The sequence below is a fragment of the Amphritea sp. 1_MG-2023 genome (assembly GCF_030547545.1).
GTDB lineage: Bacteria > Pseudomonadota > Gammaproteobacteria > Pseudomonadales > Balneatricaceae > Amphritea.
In genome coordinates this window covers 25,209-40,755 of sequence record NZ_JAUOQE010000007.1, presented here as the reverse complement: position 1 = coordinate 40,755, position 15,547 = coordinate 25,209, and the positions used below count along the sequence as shown (strand labels likewise).

The following is a 15,547-nucleotide window of genomic DNA, read 5'->3' as shown; positions in this document are numbered from 1 at the left end:
ATCTCTCCGTTAACGTATTTTTAAAGTGGCTAAGCCAATCAGTACCAACACCACGGTAATGATCCAGAAACGCACAATAACCCGTGGCTCAGGCCAGCCTTTCAATTCAAAATGATGATGCAACGGTGCCATTCTAAAGATGCGTCGGCCAGTTAATTTAAAGGAGCCCACCTGTAAAATCACCGACACCGTTTCGATAACAAACACACCGCCCATGATCATCAGTACGAATTCCTGACGCACGATAACGGCGATCACACCTAACGCAGCGCCTAATGCAAGCGCGCCCACATCCCCCATAAAAACTTGAGCGGGATAGGTGTTAAACCAGAGAAAACCCAAACCGGCACCAACAATCGAGGCACAGATAATCACTAACTCACCCGCCCCCGCGATATAGGGAATATGCAAGTAAGTGGCAAAGTTAACGTTACCCCCCAAATAAGCGAAAAAGCCCAATGCGCCGGCCACCAATACCGTCGGTAAAATAGCCAAGCCATCTAAACCGTCGGTGAGATTAACGGCGTTGGATGTGCCGACAATCACAAAATAGGTAAAGACAATAAAGAACAGCCCCATTTCGATAACGATATCTTTAAATATCGGAATAATGAGCTGTGTTTCTGCCGCCGATTGCGCCGTCATATAGAGTACAATGGCGGCTCCGAGACCACCCACCGATTGCCAGAAGTATTTCCAGCGAGCCGGTAAGCCTCGCGTACTTTTTTCAATCACCATGCGGTAATCATCAACCCAACCCACGGCACCGAAAATGAAGGTCACGCCCAGTACAATCCAGGTATAACGGTTACTCAGATCAGACCATAACAAGCTACTGATCATAATCGCTAAAATGATCAAGGCACCGCCCATCGTCGGGGTGCCTGCCTTACTGAAGTGCGATTCCGGACCATCGTTACGCACCGTCTGACCTATCTGTTTACTTTTCAACTTGCGGATTAGAGCAGGCCCCAGCATTAATGAGATCGCCAGTGCGGTCAGCACGCCGAGTATGCCGCGTAAGGTCAGATAACTAAACACGGTGAAAAAACTGTTATATTCAGCCAGCCAATTGGCCAAAAACAATAACATCAGTGACTACTCCCATCGGTCGAGCCATCGTTGGTCAGGCCCGTTACAATTTTATCCATGCCGGCACTGCGCGAGCCTTTAACTAATAGAACCCGCGGCTGCGTTGGTAGTTGTTGTAGATAACGCAACAACGCGGCTTTATCGGTAAAATGCTCGGCACTTTTACCGCCCGCCGCACGATAACTTGCCTGTGTCGCACGGCTTAAAACACCGCAACTCAAAAGGCGATCGATATTTTTCTGCGCCGCATATAAGCCGACCTCGCGATGCTTCTCGTCTGCATCGCTGCCCAGCTCGCCCATATCACCGAGCACCAACACCTGCTCTCCCTCGAGTTCGGCGAGCGTATCCAATGCCGCTTTGACGGCATCAGGATTAGCGTTGTAACTGTCATCGATGATTAAGGTCTGTTCATCTAAGCGAATCGGTCTCATGCGACCGGCAACGGCCTGACACTGACTCAAGCCCTTTGCCACCACCAGCGGGTCGCAATGATCGGCCAACAGTGCCGCCGCTGCCGCGAGGGCATTGGCAATATTATGTCGCCCCATCAAAGCCAGACTAACCGGATATTGATGGCCTCGGTAATTCAGTTCAAAGGCATAACAGCCGGTTGACTGTAAGCGAATGGCTGAGGCGTATACCGTCGCTGCCCTCTTATCCAGCGAGAACGTCATCAAAGGTTGCTGCTGTAACATCCCCAACCAAACATGTGCATGAGGATCATCCAGATTCACCACCGCCGTGCCATGTTCTGACAAGCCTTCAAAAATTTCAGCCTTGGCCAGCACCACCCCTTTGAGCGAACCAAAGCCCTCAAGATGTGCGCCAAAAGCGTTATTCAGAATCGCTACATCCGGCTTAGAAAGATGCGTACTGTAGGCGATTTCATGGGCTCCACTGGCGCCCATCTCAATCACCGCATAACGATCACCGGCAGATAGTCTCAACAAGGTCAGCGGCACACCAATATCGTTATTTAAGTTACCCTGTGTGGCGAGCGTTTGCCCACGCAACCGATTCACCGATGCCAGCATCTCTTTCACCGTGGTTTTGCCACTGCTGCCGGTAACCGCAAACAACGAGCCACTAAACCGATCACGATTAAATGCAGCAATATTGCCCAACGCCATGCGCGTATTACTGACCAGCAATTGAGGCACATCGATATCGACTTCACGTTCGACAACCACCGCCACCGCACCATCAGCAACCGCTTGAGCGACAAACTCATGGGCATCAAAATGCTCGCCGCGTAAGGCAATAAATAGGTCTCCTGGGCGGATATGACGTGTATCAGTGCTGACGCCTAACACTTCACAGCTGACACCGATTAACCGAGCCGACATCGGCTTGACTAATTCACTTAACGAAAACGGGCCGTTCATTGATTCTGCTCCGCATTATCGTTATCACTCACGCCCGTCTGTCGCGACTCATCGTCAGCGACAGAGCGCTTCATAGCCAACGCCTGACGCGCCACGGCTAAATCATCAAATGGCAACTTCACACCCTGAATATCCTGATAAGTTTCATGTCCTTTGCCTGCGATCAACAAAATATCGTCAGGCGCTAAGGCCGCAATCGCTTGTTCAATGGCCTGTTGTCGATCCACCTGACAAATCACCGCGGCCGTATCACTAAAGCCCGTCATGATCATGGCTATAATATGCTCTGGATCTTCCATACGCGGGTTATCACTGGTAACGATAATACGGCCCGCGAGACGTTCAGCGACCTTTGCCATCTGCGGCCGCTTACCGTTATCTCGATCACCACCACAACCAAACACGCACCACAACTGGCCGTGACAATGACTCCGCAGTGCGAGCAAGGCTTTCTCTAAAGCATCGGGGGTATGCGCATAATCAATCACCACCTGCGGTGTCTCTCGTGAAACAAGCGCCATCCGCCCAGCCACCGGGCTTAACTGTCCTACTCCTTGAGCAATTTGCTGCAGTGAATAACCCAACTGATCGGTGATCGCGATCGTCAGGAGTAGATTACTCAAATTAAACCGACCAATAATGCCACTGTCTAATTCGAAGCTGCCCCGAGGCAGCTCAATGTGAGCACGGATACCACTCGCTGAGAGTTGTACCTCGGTGGCTCTCACATCGGCCTCAGGCGATTCACCAAAGCCGACTCGCTGATGCCCCGTTTGCCCTGCCAGCAAGCTGACACCAAAGGCATCGTCAACATTAATCACCTGATGCTCAATGGCCAAATCATTAAACAAGCGCGCCTTAGCGGCCGCGTAATTCGCCATATCACCGTGATAATCAAGATGATCTCGCGACAGGTTAGTAAAGCCCGCAGCGACAAAGTGCACGCCACTAATACGCTGCTGATCGAGCGCATGGCTAGAGACTTCCATCACCACCGCCGTTGCCCCCTGTTGACGAAAATCGGCTAACAATTTATGTACGCCGATAGCATCCGGGGTGGTGTGCGTCGCTGCTTGAAGCTGCCCCAATAACCCATTACCTACCGTACCGATCAAGCCACAGGTCTCACCACAAAAGCTCAACAACTGAGCAACATAGTGAGCGCAGGAGGTCTTACCGTTTGTGCCCGTCACGCCAATCACTTGCAGATGAAGCGAGGGTTCCCCGTAAAAACGTGAAGCAACCTCACCGATCGCGCTAGCCACATCGGCTACCCCGATCAGCGGGATCGACACATCAATAGAGTCCGCTGCAGCCAGTTCTGCGTCATCAACGATCGCAGCGACTGCCCCTTCTGCTGCAGCGGAGCAAACAAAATCAATACCTTTATGACTCACGCCATTACGCGCGAAAAACAGATCGCCTGACTTTACCTGACGACTATCCTGACAAAGCCCGCTGATCAGCAGCGGCGCTAACTTGCTGTCGGCTAGCGACGGCATCAACTCAGCCAGCGTGTAACTAACATTATTCATTGCATCACCATCCGAGAATCCGCGGGCTGCCAGTTATCCGGCGCCACATTCAACATTCTCAGCGCGCCGCCCACCACTCGGGAAAATAATGGCGCGGCCACTTCACCACCGTAATACTCTTGCCCCTTCGGGTTATCTACCATCACCACGGCAACGATCTCTGGGTTATCCACAGGCGCGACACCGGCAAAAATAGACATATACTGATCATCGGCATAACCATTGCTACCGACTTTATGCACGGTGCCGGTTTTACCCGCCACTCGATAACCCGCAATGGCGGCGCGACGCCCCGTACCGCCGGTTTGTGTCACCGTCTCCATCATTTTTAAGATAGCGGTGGCCACGCTTTCAGGCATCACACGAGTGCTGGATTCGGGCCGATCTAACTTCAACAACGACGCTGGCCGCATCAATCCGCCGGTGGCAAACGGTAAATACGCCTGTGCTAATTGCAACGGGGTCACCGATAAACCATAGCCATACGACATCGTCGCGCGCTCGACTAAACGTTTTTCTGATAAATAAGGCAGCACACCCGACTGTTCACCAGGAAAACCGGTCCCTGGTACCTGTCCCAGCCCTACATTATGAAACACATTACGCACGGCATCGCCATGCAGACTCAAGGCCAGCTTCGTCGCACCGACGTTACTGGATTTAGTAATAATGCGTCCCATACTCAACTTGCCATAGTTACGATGATCGCGAATCGTTTTGCCTTTCACTCGAAGATAGCCCGGTGACGTATCGATAACACTATCCAGGCTATATTTACCACTCATCAGGGCTGCCGCTATCGTCAACGGCTTCATCGTTGAGCCCGGTTCAAAGGTATCGGTCACGGCTCGGTTACGTAGTGACTCCATTCCCTTACCTAAGTTACTGCGATCATTCGGGTTATAAGATGGTTGATTCACCATCGCTAACACTTCGCCGGTGTGTACATCCAACACCACCATCGCTGCCGAATCCGCTTTATGAGCCTGCACCGCCGCCTTCAGTTCACGGTAAGCTAAATATTGCAACCGCAGATCGATACTCAGTTGCAGATCTTTACCCTGCACCATGGGTTCTAATTCACGGATATGTTTAACCGTTCGCCCTAACAGATCTCGCATCACGAGTTTTTTACCCGGCACGCCCTGCAGCCAATCTTCGAACGCCAGCTCGATGCCTTCTTGTCCCGCACCATCTAAGCCAGTAAAGCCGACTAAATGCGTCGCCACTTCGGCCGCAGGATAAAAACGCTTATATTCACGATCGACATAAACGCCCGGAATATGCAGGTCTTCAACCTGTTCAGCCTGAGCTGGCGTCATTTGCCGCTTCAGGTAGATAAACTGCTTATCACGAAAACGCGACACCCGTTTTAGTAACGCCGTCTTATCGCTGTCGATCAAACTGGCTAACTTATTAAGCGAACCGTTTTGCAGATCAAACTCTTTCGGATTCATCCACACCGTTGAAACCGGCGCACTCACCGATAAAGGCAAACCGTTACGATCACTGATCATGCCTCGATGAGCAGGAATAACCGCGGTTCGCAGCACGCGCGCATCACCCTGACGCTTTAAAAACGCCTGTTCATGCACGTTTAGCGAGAGCATCTTGCCAGCCACGGCGGTGGCAATCAGACACAGCAAAAAGAACACCAGCCATAAGCGCCAGCCTCTTGCTGCACGAGCTTGTAAGCCTTGCTCATCGCTCATCTCTGATCACCTCAACCTGCTCAGGAATTCGCATCCCTAAACGTTTAATGGCCACTGATTCAACCCGGTTATTCGCCGCTAACGTACCCTGTTCGAGTAATAGCTGCCCCCACTCGACTTGCAACTCATCCCATTGCTGCACCAGTTCTTGTTGCTGATTAAACAAAATTCGATACTGATGTGCCGACCAAATAACCAGCAACGCCGACACCACCAACGCCACTACCAAGCAAAACAGAAGCAACCCAGGCTTTATCAGCTCTGCCGGTTCGACTAAGCCACTAATCGCAGGCTCGGGTTTAGCCTGCAACCACGGCGGCAGCGACACATTCAGTTTCATCGAACTTTCTTAGCGACTCGCATCACGGCACTACGTGAACGCGGATTATCTGACACCTCGTCACGCCCCGCTTTCACCGCCTTACCGACCGCTTTGAGTCGAATATTCAACATATCATCGGTCACCGGAATGCCCGGCGGCAGATGCTCATCGCCTTTAACGTATTTACGAATAAAACGCTTAACGATCCGATCTTCCAGCGAATGAAAGCTGATCACCACCAGATTGCCACCCGGCTTAAGCATATCGAGAGCTTGATCAAGGCAGTCTTCCAGATCCTCTAATTCACGATTAATAAAGATACGGATACCCTGAAAAGCCCGAGTTGCTGGATTTTTCCCTTTCTCCCAGGCGGGGTTAGCCTCAGTAATAATCTTCGCTAGACGGGCCGTGGTGACAATCGGATCGAGCGCTCGCTCGTTGATAATCGCCCGCGCCATCCGCCGTGAATGACGCTCTTCTCCATAGGTATACATCACATCGGCAATTTCTTTCTCACTCGCCCGCGCGATCCACTCGGCCGCACTCTCACCGACATCCGGATTCATGCGCATATCCAAAGGGCCATCGGTCATAAAGCTAAAGCCACGGTTTGGATCATCCAACTGTGGCGAGGAAACGCCCAAATCAAGCAATACGCCATCCACCTGACCGGCCAAATCACGCTGCCGCACAAACTCTTCTAATTGCGCAAATGAACCACGTTCAATACTAAAGCGCGGCTCATCAGCAAATCGCTCGGCGGCACAGGCAATAGCTTCGGGGTCTTTATCGATCGCCATCAGATGCCCCTGTGCTGATAAACGACTCAATACCAGCGCAGAATGACCTCCACGGCCAAAAGTGCCGTCTATATAAAACCCATCCGGATCTTCGACCAGGGTATCCACAGCCTCATTCAGCAATACTGTGATATGTTTAAACTCTGCACTCATGTGCTAACCCCTGTCGGTTTAAAGTGATAAATTTTGTAACTCATCCGGTAGCTCTGCAGCATCGGCTTCAGCCAAATATTCTTCTCGGGTTGCCATCCAGTGCTCTTCGCTCCAGATTTCAAACTTACTCCCCTGCCCCAGTAAGATTATCTTCTTACTCAGGCCGGCATAGTCTCGCAATGTCGCGGGTAATAACAAACGACCATTGCCATCCATATCAATATCGGTAGCATGGCCAATCAGTAATCGCTGAATCCGCCGAACCGCCGGTTTAAAACTGGGTAACGCTTCAATTTTGGCTTCAATCTCTTCCCATTCCGCTAGTGGGTATAGCAATAAACAGCGTTCTTCCGTATCAATCGTTGCAACCATCTGCCCACCGCAATGCTCCGAGAGCCTGTCGCGGTAGCGTGCCGGTATGGCCATTCGGCCCTTGGCATCCAGATTGATTGGATTGACCCCTCGAAAAAACAAAAAATCCTCCTGAAAAAATCAAAATAACCCACATTTACCCACATTTACCCACTAGTGCACACTATAGGAATTAAGCCCTCTATTTGCAAGAAAGAAAGCGCTGTAAAGCAGCGTATAAATCAACCGATGATCGACTCGACGAATAACATTCATCGCCCAGCGCTAGCGATCTTAAAAAACAATCACAAAAACAGCGAGTTGAAATAAGTAAGCATTCACTACAGCGGAAAACACGCTAACGCATATGAAAATAAAGCAGGCATAAAATAACGCGACAGAACTCAGGTTATTCAATCAAAAAGCGACACCCTGAAGATTGAGAGAAAGAGATAATAGCGACAGTCATCAGTAACACCTAAAACCGAGCGATAATCGCAGCGCCAGCCACGCCATTTAAAACAGCTCAAAACACTACGATAAAAACACTCAACAGCCGCCAACAAATATAAAAACAAGATATTAAAAAGATATTGATTGATAACCTGTAGAGCCGTGCAGGCATACCCCTTGGGTACCTCACGGCGATGATGTCTGGGTTTGCGGTTCAATCGCGATGAGGGCATCGCTCGCTACATAAACAATGCGCTTGTAGGCGCCGTGCTGGCATGCCCCTTGGGTACCTCACGACGATGCGCTTAATTGGTGGTTCAATATTTATGCTTCAATCGCGATGAGGGCATCGCTCGCTACATAAACAATGCGTTTGTAGGCGCCGTGCTGGCATGCCCCTTGGGTATCCCACGCCGATGATGTCTGGGTTTGCGGTTCAATCGCGATGAGGGCATCGCTCACTACATAAACAATGCATTTGTAGGCGCCGTGCTGGCATGCCCCTTGGCTACCTCACGGCGATGTGCTTAATTGATGGTTCAATATTTATGTTTCAATCGCGATGAGGGCATCGCTCGCCACAAAAACAATGCATTTGTAGGAGCCGTGCTGGCATGCCCCTTGGGTACCTCACGGCGATGCGCTTAATTGGTGGTTCAATATTTATGCTTCAATCGCGATGAGGGCATCGCTCGCTACATAAACAATACATTTGTAGGAGCCGTGCTGGCATGCCCCTTGGGTACCTCACGGCGATAATGTCTGGGTTTGCGATTCAATCGCGATGAGGGCATCGCTCGCTACAAAAACAATGCATTTGTAGGAGCCGTGCCCCACGGCGATAAGCCCTAGGTGTTGACAAGGAGTTGTCGTGGACAATCATTCTGTTCGCATTAATCTAAAAATCGGTAAGCTGGTAAGCTGGTAAGCTGGTGAGCTGGTAAGAATTGTAGAGTTCGCCGATAAGCCGGGTTTTGTCGTGGACAATCATTCATCTAGGGCCTGCGTCGCCACAGGCCTCAAGCGACCTACCCGAATCCAGCATGGGCCATGCCGCATGGATTCCTATTTGGTCTTGCTCCAGGTGGGGTTTACCTTGCCGTGACGTGTTACCACGCACGCGGTGCGCTCTTACCGCACCCTTTCACCCTTACCGGCTTCCTGTAAACAGGAAACGTAGGCGGTTTGCTCTCTGCTGCACTTGCCGTAGGCTTTCGCCTCCCAGGCGTTACCTGGCACCCTGCCCGATGGAGCCCGGACTTTCCTCCCCTTCCTTACGGAAGCAGCGATTGTCTGGCGAACTCTACGGCGCAAAGGATACCAGCAAGCACACTATAAGCAAGCACAACAATCATCCAAGCGATGAATTATTTCCGTTCAAGCGCTGCTTGATACAACACTTTCTTTTTAATACCGGTAATTTTCGCCGCCAACGCCGAGGCCTGCTTTACCGATAGCTCTTCCAGCAAGATATCCAGCACCTCACTACTGCGAGGGTCAAGCAGCGTCTCATCCTGCTTAGGTGCCCCTTCGACCATCAACACAAACTCACCTTTACGCTGATTAGGGTCGGCCTCAACCTGAGCCAGCACCTCCTCAGCAGTGCCATTGAGAAAAGTTTCAAACGTCTTAGTCAACTCACGCGCTAAGGCGATATTTCGCTCTGGCCCAAACGCAGCCACGATATCTCGCAAACTATCGATAATCCGATGAGGCGATTCATAAAACATCAAGGTACGGTTTTCTGCGGCTAACCCGGTATAAAAATTCAGTCGCTGCTGAGATTTAGCTGGCGGAAAGCCCTCAAAGGCAAAACGATCAGAAGGAACACCCGCAGCACTCAAAGCCACCACCAAAGCACAACACCCCGGTAGAGGCACCACGCGAAAACCAGCCGAGCGTACCTCACGCACTAAAACGAAGCCTGGATCGGAGATCAACGGCGTGCCAGCATCAGAAATCAGCGCGATATCGTTCCCTTGTTGCAATTTTTCGATAATTTTTTGCTGCTGCTGGCGTTCATTATGGTCATGAACTGCTATCATCGGCGTTTTGATATTAAAGTGTGACAGCAAACGACCACTATGACGGGTATCTTCTGCCGCAATCAATGCGACCGACTCCAATATACGGAGCGCGCGCGGCGTCATATCTTCCAAGTTGCCTATTGGCGTTGCGACTACATACAAAACTGCTTCGGACATCAGTATTCGAACCATTTATAATTCAGGATGTGAAAGTATATGACGTTTCCAAGCCGTCTGTCTCTGGTCCTCACCGCCAGCGTGGCACTTTTTCTCTCCGGTTGCGGTGTACAACCGGGAAATACCGTCACTCAGACCTCAACCGACCCTATGCAGCAGGTTGCCGCCCTTATTCAACAGGCCGAAGTGGCTGCGCCGATTAAACGCGCTCAACTCAAAGCGCAAGCAGCGCGTATTCTCATCAGCCAGAATCGACAAGCGGAAGCCTCGAAGCTACTCGATGAGATTGATATGCAACTTCTGACACCAGCGTTGCAGTTTGAAATATCTGAATTAAAGGCGCGCACCGCACTCGCGCAGCAAGACGGCCAACGAGCCCTACGCTATCTGCAGCAATTACCCGCAACCACCACCAACAGCTTGCCGCCAGCACAGCAATATAGAATCGGTGAGATGCAAGCAGATGCCTATCGTTATCAACAAAACGACTATTTTGAATTACAACAACTGATTCAACTCAGCGGCTTAAGCGGCTACCGTTCTGCGGATAAAACCAAAGCACTGCATAACCGTATCTGGATGCTTCTCACTCAGATGCCGATCGAGCAATTAACACAACTTAGCCAACAAGTAGATAACAGCTATTACCAACAAGGCTGGTATGAGCTCGCCTTAAGTGCAGACAATGTCCGCGATCTCAGTCAGCAGAACACACAGTTACAGCAATGGGAGACACTCTGGCAATCACACCCTGCACAGCAGATCCCGCCGGATGCATTATTAACCATCACCGCTGCGGATACCCTTAATGCCGAGCATATTGCGCTGTTTCTTCCCATGAGTGGCAATCTTAAAAAACCCGCAGAAGCGATTATCACCGGGTTTATGACCGCCCACTATAATGCGGTCGAAGCCGGTAAAACAACCGCCAAAGTCACCTTTCTCGATTCGACCAAAATCACCACGGCTGAGCAACTTTATCAACTCGCGACAGAGCGTCATATTGACTTAATTATTGGCCCTCTACAGAAAGAGCTGGTCGAAAGCCTAATCAACTATGGCCCCGCGCCGATTCCAACACTCACCCTCAATACGGCACCAGGACAACAACAAGGCAATATTTATCAATTTGGCCTAGCGATTGAAGATGAGGCAACACAAGCAGCCGATCGCGCCTGGCAGGATCAAAAGCGTCAAGTATTGATCTATACCGCAGATACCGATTGGGGAGATAGAGCCGCGAACGCCTTCGCACAACGCTTTACTGAACTCGGTGGCACGGTACTCGATAGCCTTCGTTATAATAACAACAGCAGCTATTCTGAACAGATAGCCGGATTACTCAATACCGACGATAGCAGCCTCCGCAATACTCAACTCACTCGAGTGATCGGGCAACGGCCACATTTCGAAAGCCGGCGCCGTCAAGATGTCGATGCTATCTTCCTCTCAGCCCTGCCGCAAAGTGCCCGTCAAATTAAGCCTACACTCGCATTCCACTATGCGGGTAATGTGCCGGTGTATGCCACATCGCATATCTACACCGGTTCGGCATCGGCCATCGAAGATCAAGATCTTAATGATATCCGTTTTGTCAGCACGCCTTGGCTGAGCAGTCCTCCATCGACGGCTCATTTACAGTTGGCTCAGTTACGTGATGATACCGATAGCCGTTTTGGCCGTCTCTACGCGCTCGGTATCGACGCCTTCAGTCTCTTCCCCTATCTAGCGCAACTATCCGCCTCGACGTCTGCTAAGATAGAAGGCGAAACTGGCTCACTCTCCATGAGTGAGCATAACCAGATTTTACGTACCCTCAATTGGGCCATCTTCAAACAAGGACTCGCCCAGCCTTTAGACTGAGACCGCTATGGACAGACAACAAATCGGCAAGGACGCCGAGCAAAAAGCATTACAATACCTAAAAAAACAGGGCATGAAGTTGATCGATAAAAACTTTCACTGTCGATTTGGTGAGATAGATTTGATTATGCGCGATAGAGATCAACTCGTCTTTGTCGAAGTCCGCAGCAGACGTCATCGCCAATGGGGCGGTGCCAGTTTATCTGTCGATTTTCGTAAACAGAAGAAATTAATAAAAACAGCCAGTTACTTTCTCAGCCAACAAAAAGGCAGTAACCTACCTATATGTCGGTTTGATGTTATAGCATTTGAGGCCAATCAGGATAACGGGAGTGGAGATTCCTGCCCCGTATGGTATAAAGACGCCTTCAGACCTGAAGCCACTTTCTGACAGGAGCACCGATGGTACTTCAAGACCGAGTCATTAGCCTATTTCATAACAGCATGGAGGTTAATGCCCAAACCATCGAAGAATACACCCCGATGATCTCCCATGCCGGAGAACTGTTACTCGGCTGCCTTATATCCGAAAACAAGATTCTCTGTTGCGGTAACGGCGGCAGTGCGGCACTTTCACAGCACTTTAGCAGCCTACTGATGAATCAGTTTCGTCATGAACGCCCAGGCCTGCCCGCCATTTCACTCAGCGCCGAAGGCTCTGCGTTAACCGGCATCGCTCAAGATGGGCAGTTTAATGATATCTTCTCGAAACAGATTCGCGCCCTAGGTCAACCAGGCGATCTACTGCTGATCATCTCGAGTGATGGCCGTGCGGCAAACCTAGTGCAAGCGATTCAAGCCGCCCACGATCGGGATATGCTGGTGATTGCCCTCACTGGGGGAACTAATGACAATATTCACTCTCTATTACTGCCAGACGAGGTGGAGTTTTGTATTCCGGCAGATGACCCTGCACTTATTTTTGGCGCACAGACTCTAATTTTACACGCCCTGTGCGATCTAATCGATTATCAACTTTTTGGTGGAGAAGAGTAAATGAAACGGATAACAACCCTGATTTTATTAGGTCTTTTAAGCACCGGCTGTTCAACCGTTGTCAGCAGCTTAAAAGAAGAACCCATTCAAGAAGACCCGACAGGCCGAACTACCGGCAGCTTTGTCGATGACGAACTTATCGAAATCAAATCCAACGTCAATATCAGCAAAGGCTCTGCCGAACTCAGCAGTAGCCACATAAACATCACCAGTTTTAACGGTATCGTATTGATTGCCGGACAGGTCGCTACCGAAGCCAGTCGACAAGAAGCGGAGCAAATTGTTAGTCAGGTCCGTAAAATTCGCCGTATCCATAACGAGCTGACCATCACCAGCCCCACCTCGACGCTGACACGCGCCAGTGATACCTGGATCACCGCCAAGATCAAAGCCAACATGATTGGCGACAAACAAATCGACGCGACTCAGATTAAAGTCGTCACTGAAAACGGCGTTGTTTATCTGATGGGACTCGTCACCCGCGCCCAATCCGATAAAGCCATTGAAGTGGTCCGACGCGTTAACGGCATCCAAAAAATCGTCAAAATCTTCGAATATATCGATTAATAGAAATAGATCGAAAGGTGCAGCGGTCTTGACGAACCGCACCGGTGGTGTGGATAGAATACCCACCCGGCCTTGTAGCGAGCGACGTAGCATGCCCTCTGGGTACCATCGTCGCGATTGAACGGCAAATATTGAACCACACATCAAACACATCGGCGTGAGGCACCCAAGGGGCATGCCAGCACGGCTCCTACAGTTCGTCCATCAGCATTTGCGGTGGTGTGGATAGAATACCCACCCAGCCTTGTAGCGAGCGACGTAGCATGCCCTCTGGGTACCCTCGTCGCGATTGAACGGCAAATATTGAACCATAAATCAAACACATCGCCGTGACCTACAGTTCGGTGGATAGAATGCCCACCGAGCCTTGTAGCGAGCGACGCCCTCGTCGCGATTGAACGGCAAATATTGAACCACACATCAAACACATCGCCGTGAGGCACCCAAGGGGCATGCCAGCACGGCACCTACAGTTCGTCCATCAGCATTTGCGCTGGTGTGGATAGAATACCCACCCAGCCTTGTAGCGAGCGACGCCCTCGTCGCGATTGAACGGCAAATATTGAACCACACATCAAACACATCGCCGTGAGGCACCCAAGGGGCATGCCAACACGACTCTGACACAAACACCCGCCGTGAGGCACCCAAGGGGCATGCCAGCACGGCTCCTACAGTTCGTCCATTAGCATTTGCGCTGGTGTGGATAGAATACCCACCCGGCCTTGTAGCGAGCGACGTAGCATGCCCTCTGGGTACCCTCGTCGCGATTGAACGGCAAATATTGAACCACACATCAAACACATCGCCGTGAGGCACCCAAGGGGCATGCCAGCACGGCCCTATAGACTATTCGTTAGTACTCTATAACAAGCCACTCGTTGTCGCGCTTGAGCCACACTGACCTTATTTTTACTTCACAACCTTAAGCGAAGGTCGGCTTTTTGCCTTCGGCTTGGGCGCTTCTGGCGGTGTTGGATCTGTTTCCGGCTCGTCGGCAAAAAGCGCCTCAACACCCGGCTCGGCACCAAAACCCATCCCCTGACCATTCTCACGCGCGTAGATAGCCATCACGGCAGCGATCGGCACAAAAACATTCATCGGTACTCCGCCGAAGCGTGCATTAAAGCTGACCGCTTCATTATCAAGCAACAAATTCTGTACCGCTGAAGGCGCGATATTCAAAACTATTTGGCCATCACTGATAAATTGCTGCGGTACCATCACCCCTTGAATTTCAGCATCGATGACCAGATGTGGCGTCCAACCACTGTCCAAAATCCACTCATTCAGAGCACGAATAAGATATCCACGACTCGATTGCATTACTCACTCCAAAAAAAAGGATGAGTAAAAACCCATCCTTTATTGTTTAATACTAATAGTATCGCATCAGTCACGCATTTCACGTTCTTCTTCAGACAGGCTAATCTGAAACGCTTCACGCTCAAACAAACGCTCCATATACTTAAGAAGATCTTTACACTGAGCTTCTGGTAATTCAACACCGAGAATCTCTAAACGCCAAAGCAGCGGAGCAATACAGCAGTCTACTAAGGTAAACTCTTCACTCATAAAGAAATCTTTTTCACCAAAGATAGGTGAAACAGCTACAAGGCTATCACGCAACGCTTTACGCGCTTCATCAGCCTCATCGGCATCTTCAGCCGTCAGCACTATATCGGCTAAAGAACACCAATCGCGCTGAATACGATACATATATAGACGACTTTCAGCACGTGCAACAGGATAGACAGGCAGTAGCGGCGGATGAGGAAAACGCTCATCCAGATACTCCATCATCACATTTGGCTCATACAATACCAGTTCCCGATCCAGCAGGGTCGGCAAACTATTGTACGGATTCAGTGAAGCCAGATCCTCAGGCAAACTGTTTGGATCGCAATCGTTTATCTCAACTGCAACACCCTTTTCAGCCAGAACGATACGTACCCGATGGCTATAATGATCATTGCCATCGGAGTAAAAAGTCATAGAAGAACGCTTGGCCACTACACCCATTAAATCACCCCGTTTCACTTATTCCATAAAAAAAAATATACGCGAACCAACATAATTGGCCCGCGTATCGGTATTCCTGACTCGCCACG

At 50.4% G+C, this 15,547-nt stretch carries 14 protein-coding genes and 1 other RNA gene; 4 read left to right on the top strand and 11 right to left on the bottom strand.

Going from position 1 to position 15,547, the window contains the following annotated elements; genetic code table 11:
* Positions 1 to 9 precede the first annotated feature (9 nt).
* The 9 genes from mraY to rsmI all read right to left on the bottom strand — a co-directional run bounded on the left by mraY (position 10) and on the right by rsmI (position 10,010).
* Complete coding sequence (gene mraY, locus Q4488_RS05750; RefSeq protein WP_303579513.1) at positions 10 to 1,092, bottom strand: phospho-N-acetylmuramoyl-pentapeptide-transferase; 1,083 nt, start codon at positions 1,090 to 1,092, stop codon at positions 10 to 12.
* Complete coding sequence (gene murF, locus Q4488_RS05745) at positions 1,092 to 2,480, bottom strand: UDP-N-acetylmuramoyl-tripeptide--D-alanyl-D-alanine ligase (protein ID WP_303579512.1); 1,389 nt, start codon at positions 2,478 to 2,480, stop codon at positions 1,092 to 1,094. Before murF ends, mraY begins: the two co-directional genes overlap by 1 nt.
* Positions 2,477 to 4,015 (bottom strand): UDP-N-acetylmuramoyl-L-alanyl-D-glutamate--2,6-diaminopimelate ligase, encoded by a 1,539-nt coding sequence (locus Q4488_RS05740; RefSeq protein WP_303579511.1) that lies wholly within the window; start codon positions 4,013 to 4,015, stop codon positions 2,477 to 2,479. Before Q4488_RS05740 ends, murF begins: the two co-directional genes overlap by 4 nt.
* Positions 4,012 to 5,727: a penicillin-binding protein 2 gene (locus Q4488_RS05735; RefSeq protein ID WP_303579510.1), complete on the bottom strand. Its 1,716-nt coding sequence runs from the start codon at positions 5,725 to 5,727 to the stop codon at positions 4,012 to 4,014. Before Q4488_RS05735 ends, Q4488_RS05740 begins: the two co-directional genes overlap by 4 nt.
* Complete coding sequence (gene ftsL, locus Q4488_RS05730; protein ID WP_303579509.1) at positions 5,717 to 6,067, bottom strand: cell division protein FtsL; 351 nt, start codon at positions 6,065 to 6,067, stop codon at positions 5,717 to 5,719. Before ftsL ends, Q4488_RS05735 begins: the two co-directional genes overlap by 11 nt.
* A complete protein-coding gene (gene rsmH, locus Q4488_RS05725) occupies positions 6,064 to 7,002 on the bottom strand; it encodes a 16S rRNA (cytosine(1402)-N(4))-methyltransferase RsmH (RefSeq protein WP_303579508.1) in 939 nt (312 codons plus the stop codon). The genes ftsL and rsmH overlap by 4 nt, the downstream gene beginning before the upstream one ends.
* An 18-nt stretch (positions 7,003 to 7,020) precedes the next feature.
* A complete protein-coding gene (mraZ, locus tag Q4488_RS05720; RefSeq protein ID WP_303579507.1) occupies positions 7,021 to 7,476 on the bottom strand; it encodes a division/cell wall cluster transcriptional repressor MraZ in 456 nt (151 codons plus the stop codon).
* Positions 7,477 to 8,753: 1,277 nt separating this feature from the next.
* An RNA gene (rnpB, locus tag Q4488_RS05715) (RNase P RNA component class A) lies at positions 8,754 to 9,111 on the bottom strand.
* A 62-nt stretch (positions 9,112 to 9,173) separates the two neighbouring features.
* Positions 9,174 to 10,010, bottom strand: coding sequence for a 16S rRNA (cytidine(1402)-2'-O)-methyltransferase (gene rsmI / locus Q4488_RS05710; protein WP_303579506.1), 837 nt, complete (start codon positions 10,008 to 10,010; stop codon positions 9,174 to 9,176).
* Positions 10,011 to 10,049: 39 nt separating this feature from the next.
* Between rsmI and Q4488_RS05705 the strand changes: the two genes are divergently transcribed.
* Genes Q4488_RS05705 through Q4488_RS05690 form a run of 4 tightly spaced genes read left to right on the top strand, consistent with a single transcriptional unit; the run spans position 10,050 to position 13,436 of the window.
* Positions 10,050 to 11,873 (top strand): penicillin-binding protein activator, encoded by a 1,824-nt coding sequence (locus Q4488_RS05705; RefSeq protein ID WP_303579505.1) that lies wholly within the window; start codon positions 10,050 to 10,052, stop codon positions 11,871 to 11,873.
* A 7-nt stretch (positions 11,874 to 11,880) separates the two neighbouring features.
* Complete coding sequence (locus Q4488_RS05700) at positions 11,881 to 12,264, top strand: YraN family protein (protein WP_303579504.1); 384 nt, start codon at positions 11,881 to 11,883, stop codon at positions 12,262 to 12,264.
* Positions 12,265 to 12,275: 11 nt separating this feature from the next.
* Positions 12,276 to 12,869: an SIS domain-containing protein gene (locus Q4488_RS05695; protein ID WP_303579503.1), complete on the top strand. Its 594-nt coding sequence runs from the start codon at positions 12,276 to 12,278 to the stop codon at positions 12,867 to 12,869.
* Positions 12,870 to 13,436 (top strand): BON domain-containing protein, encoded by a 567-nt coding sequence (locus Q4488_RS05690; protein ID WP_303579502.1) that lies wholly within the window; start codon positions 12,870 to 12,872, stop codon positions 13,434 to 13,436.
* Between the two features lie 912 nt (positions 13,437 to 14,348).
* On the opposite strand, the gene Q4488_RS05685 is transcribed toward Q4488_RS05690, so the two are convergent.
* Together Q4488_RS05685 and sspA are read right to left on the bottom strand one after the other, a co-directional pair.
* The gene (locus Q4488_RS05685; RefSeq protein WP_303579501.1) at positions 14,349 to 14,762 is read right to left on the bottom strand and encodes a ClpXP protease specificity-enhancing factor; all 414 of its coding nucleotides are present in this window, start codon (positions 14,760 to 14,762) and stop codon (positions 14,349 to 14,351) included.
* A gap of 66 nt (positions 14,763 to 14,828) precedes the next feature.
* Positions 14,829 to 15,458 (bottom strand): stringent starvation protein SspA, encoded by a 630-nt coding sequence (gene sspA, locus Q4488_RS05680; protein WP_303579500.1) that lies wholly within the window; start codon positions 15,456 to 15,458, stop codon positions 14,829 to 14,831.
* Positions 15,459 to 15,547 lie beyond the last annotated feature (89 nt).

Bases quoted from the DNA above. Each gene is read 5' to 3' on its own strand.
- mraY (WP_303579513.1), bottom strand. From the start codon at position 1,092: ATGTTATTGTTTTTGGCCAATTGGCTGGCTGAATATAACAGTTTTTTC.
- murF (WP_303579512.1), bottom strand. From the start codon at position 2,480: ATGAACGGCCCGTTTTCGTTAAGTGAATTAGTCAAGCCGATGTCGGCT.
- Q4488_RS05740 (WP_303579511.1), bottom strand. From the start codon at position 4,015: ATGAATAATGTTAGTTACACGCTGGCTGAGTTGATGCCGTCGCTAGCC.
- Q4488_RS05735 (WP_303579510.1), bottom strand. From the start codon at position 5,727: ATGAGCGATGAGCAAGGCTTACAAGCTCGTGCAGCAAGAGGCTGGCGC.
- ftsL (WP_303579509.1), bottom strand. From the start codon at position 6,067: ATGAAACTGAATGTGTCGCTGCCGCCGTGGTTGCAGGCTAAACCCGAG.
- rsmH (WP_303579508.1), bottom strand. From the start codon at position 7,002: ATGAGTGCAGAGTTTAAACATATCACAGTATTGCTGAATGAGGCTGTG.
- rsmI (WP_303579506.1), bottom strand. From the start codon at position 10,010: ATGTCCGAAGCAGTTTTGTATGTAGTCGCAACGCCAATAGGCAACTTG.
- Q4488_RS05705 (WP_303579505.1), top strand. From the start codon at position 10,050: ATGACGTTTCCAAGCCGTCTGTCTCTGGTCCTCACCGCCAGCGTGGCA.
- Q4488_RS05700 (WP_303579504.1), top strand. From the start codon at position 11,881: ATGGACAGACAACAAATCGGCAAGGACGCCGAGCAAAAAGCATTACAA.
- Q4488_RS05695 (WP_303579503.1), top strand. From the start codon at position 12,276: ATGGTACTTCAAGACCGAGTCATTAGCCTATTTCATAACAGCATGGAG.
- Q4488_RS05690 (WP_303579502.1), top strand. From the start codon at position 12,870: ATGAAACGGATAACAACCCTGATTTTATTAGGTCTTTTAAGCACCGGC.
- Q4488_RS05685 (WP_303579501.1), bottom strand. From the start codon at position 14,762: ATGCAATCGAGTCGTGGATATCTTATTCGTGCTCTGAATGAGTGGATT.
- sspA (WP_303579500.1), bottom strand. From the start codon at position 15,458: ATGGGTGTAGTGGCCAAGCGTTCTTCTATGACTTTTTACTCCGATGGC.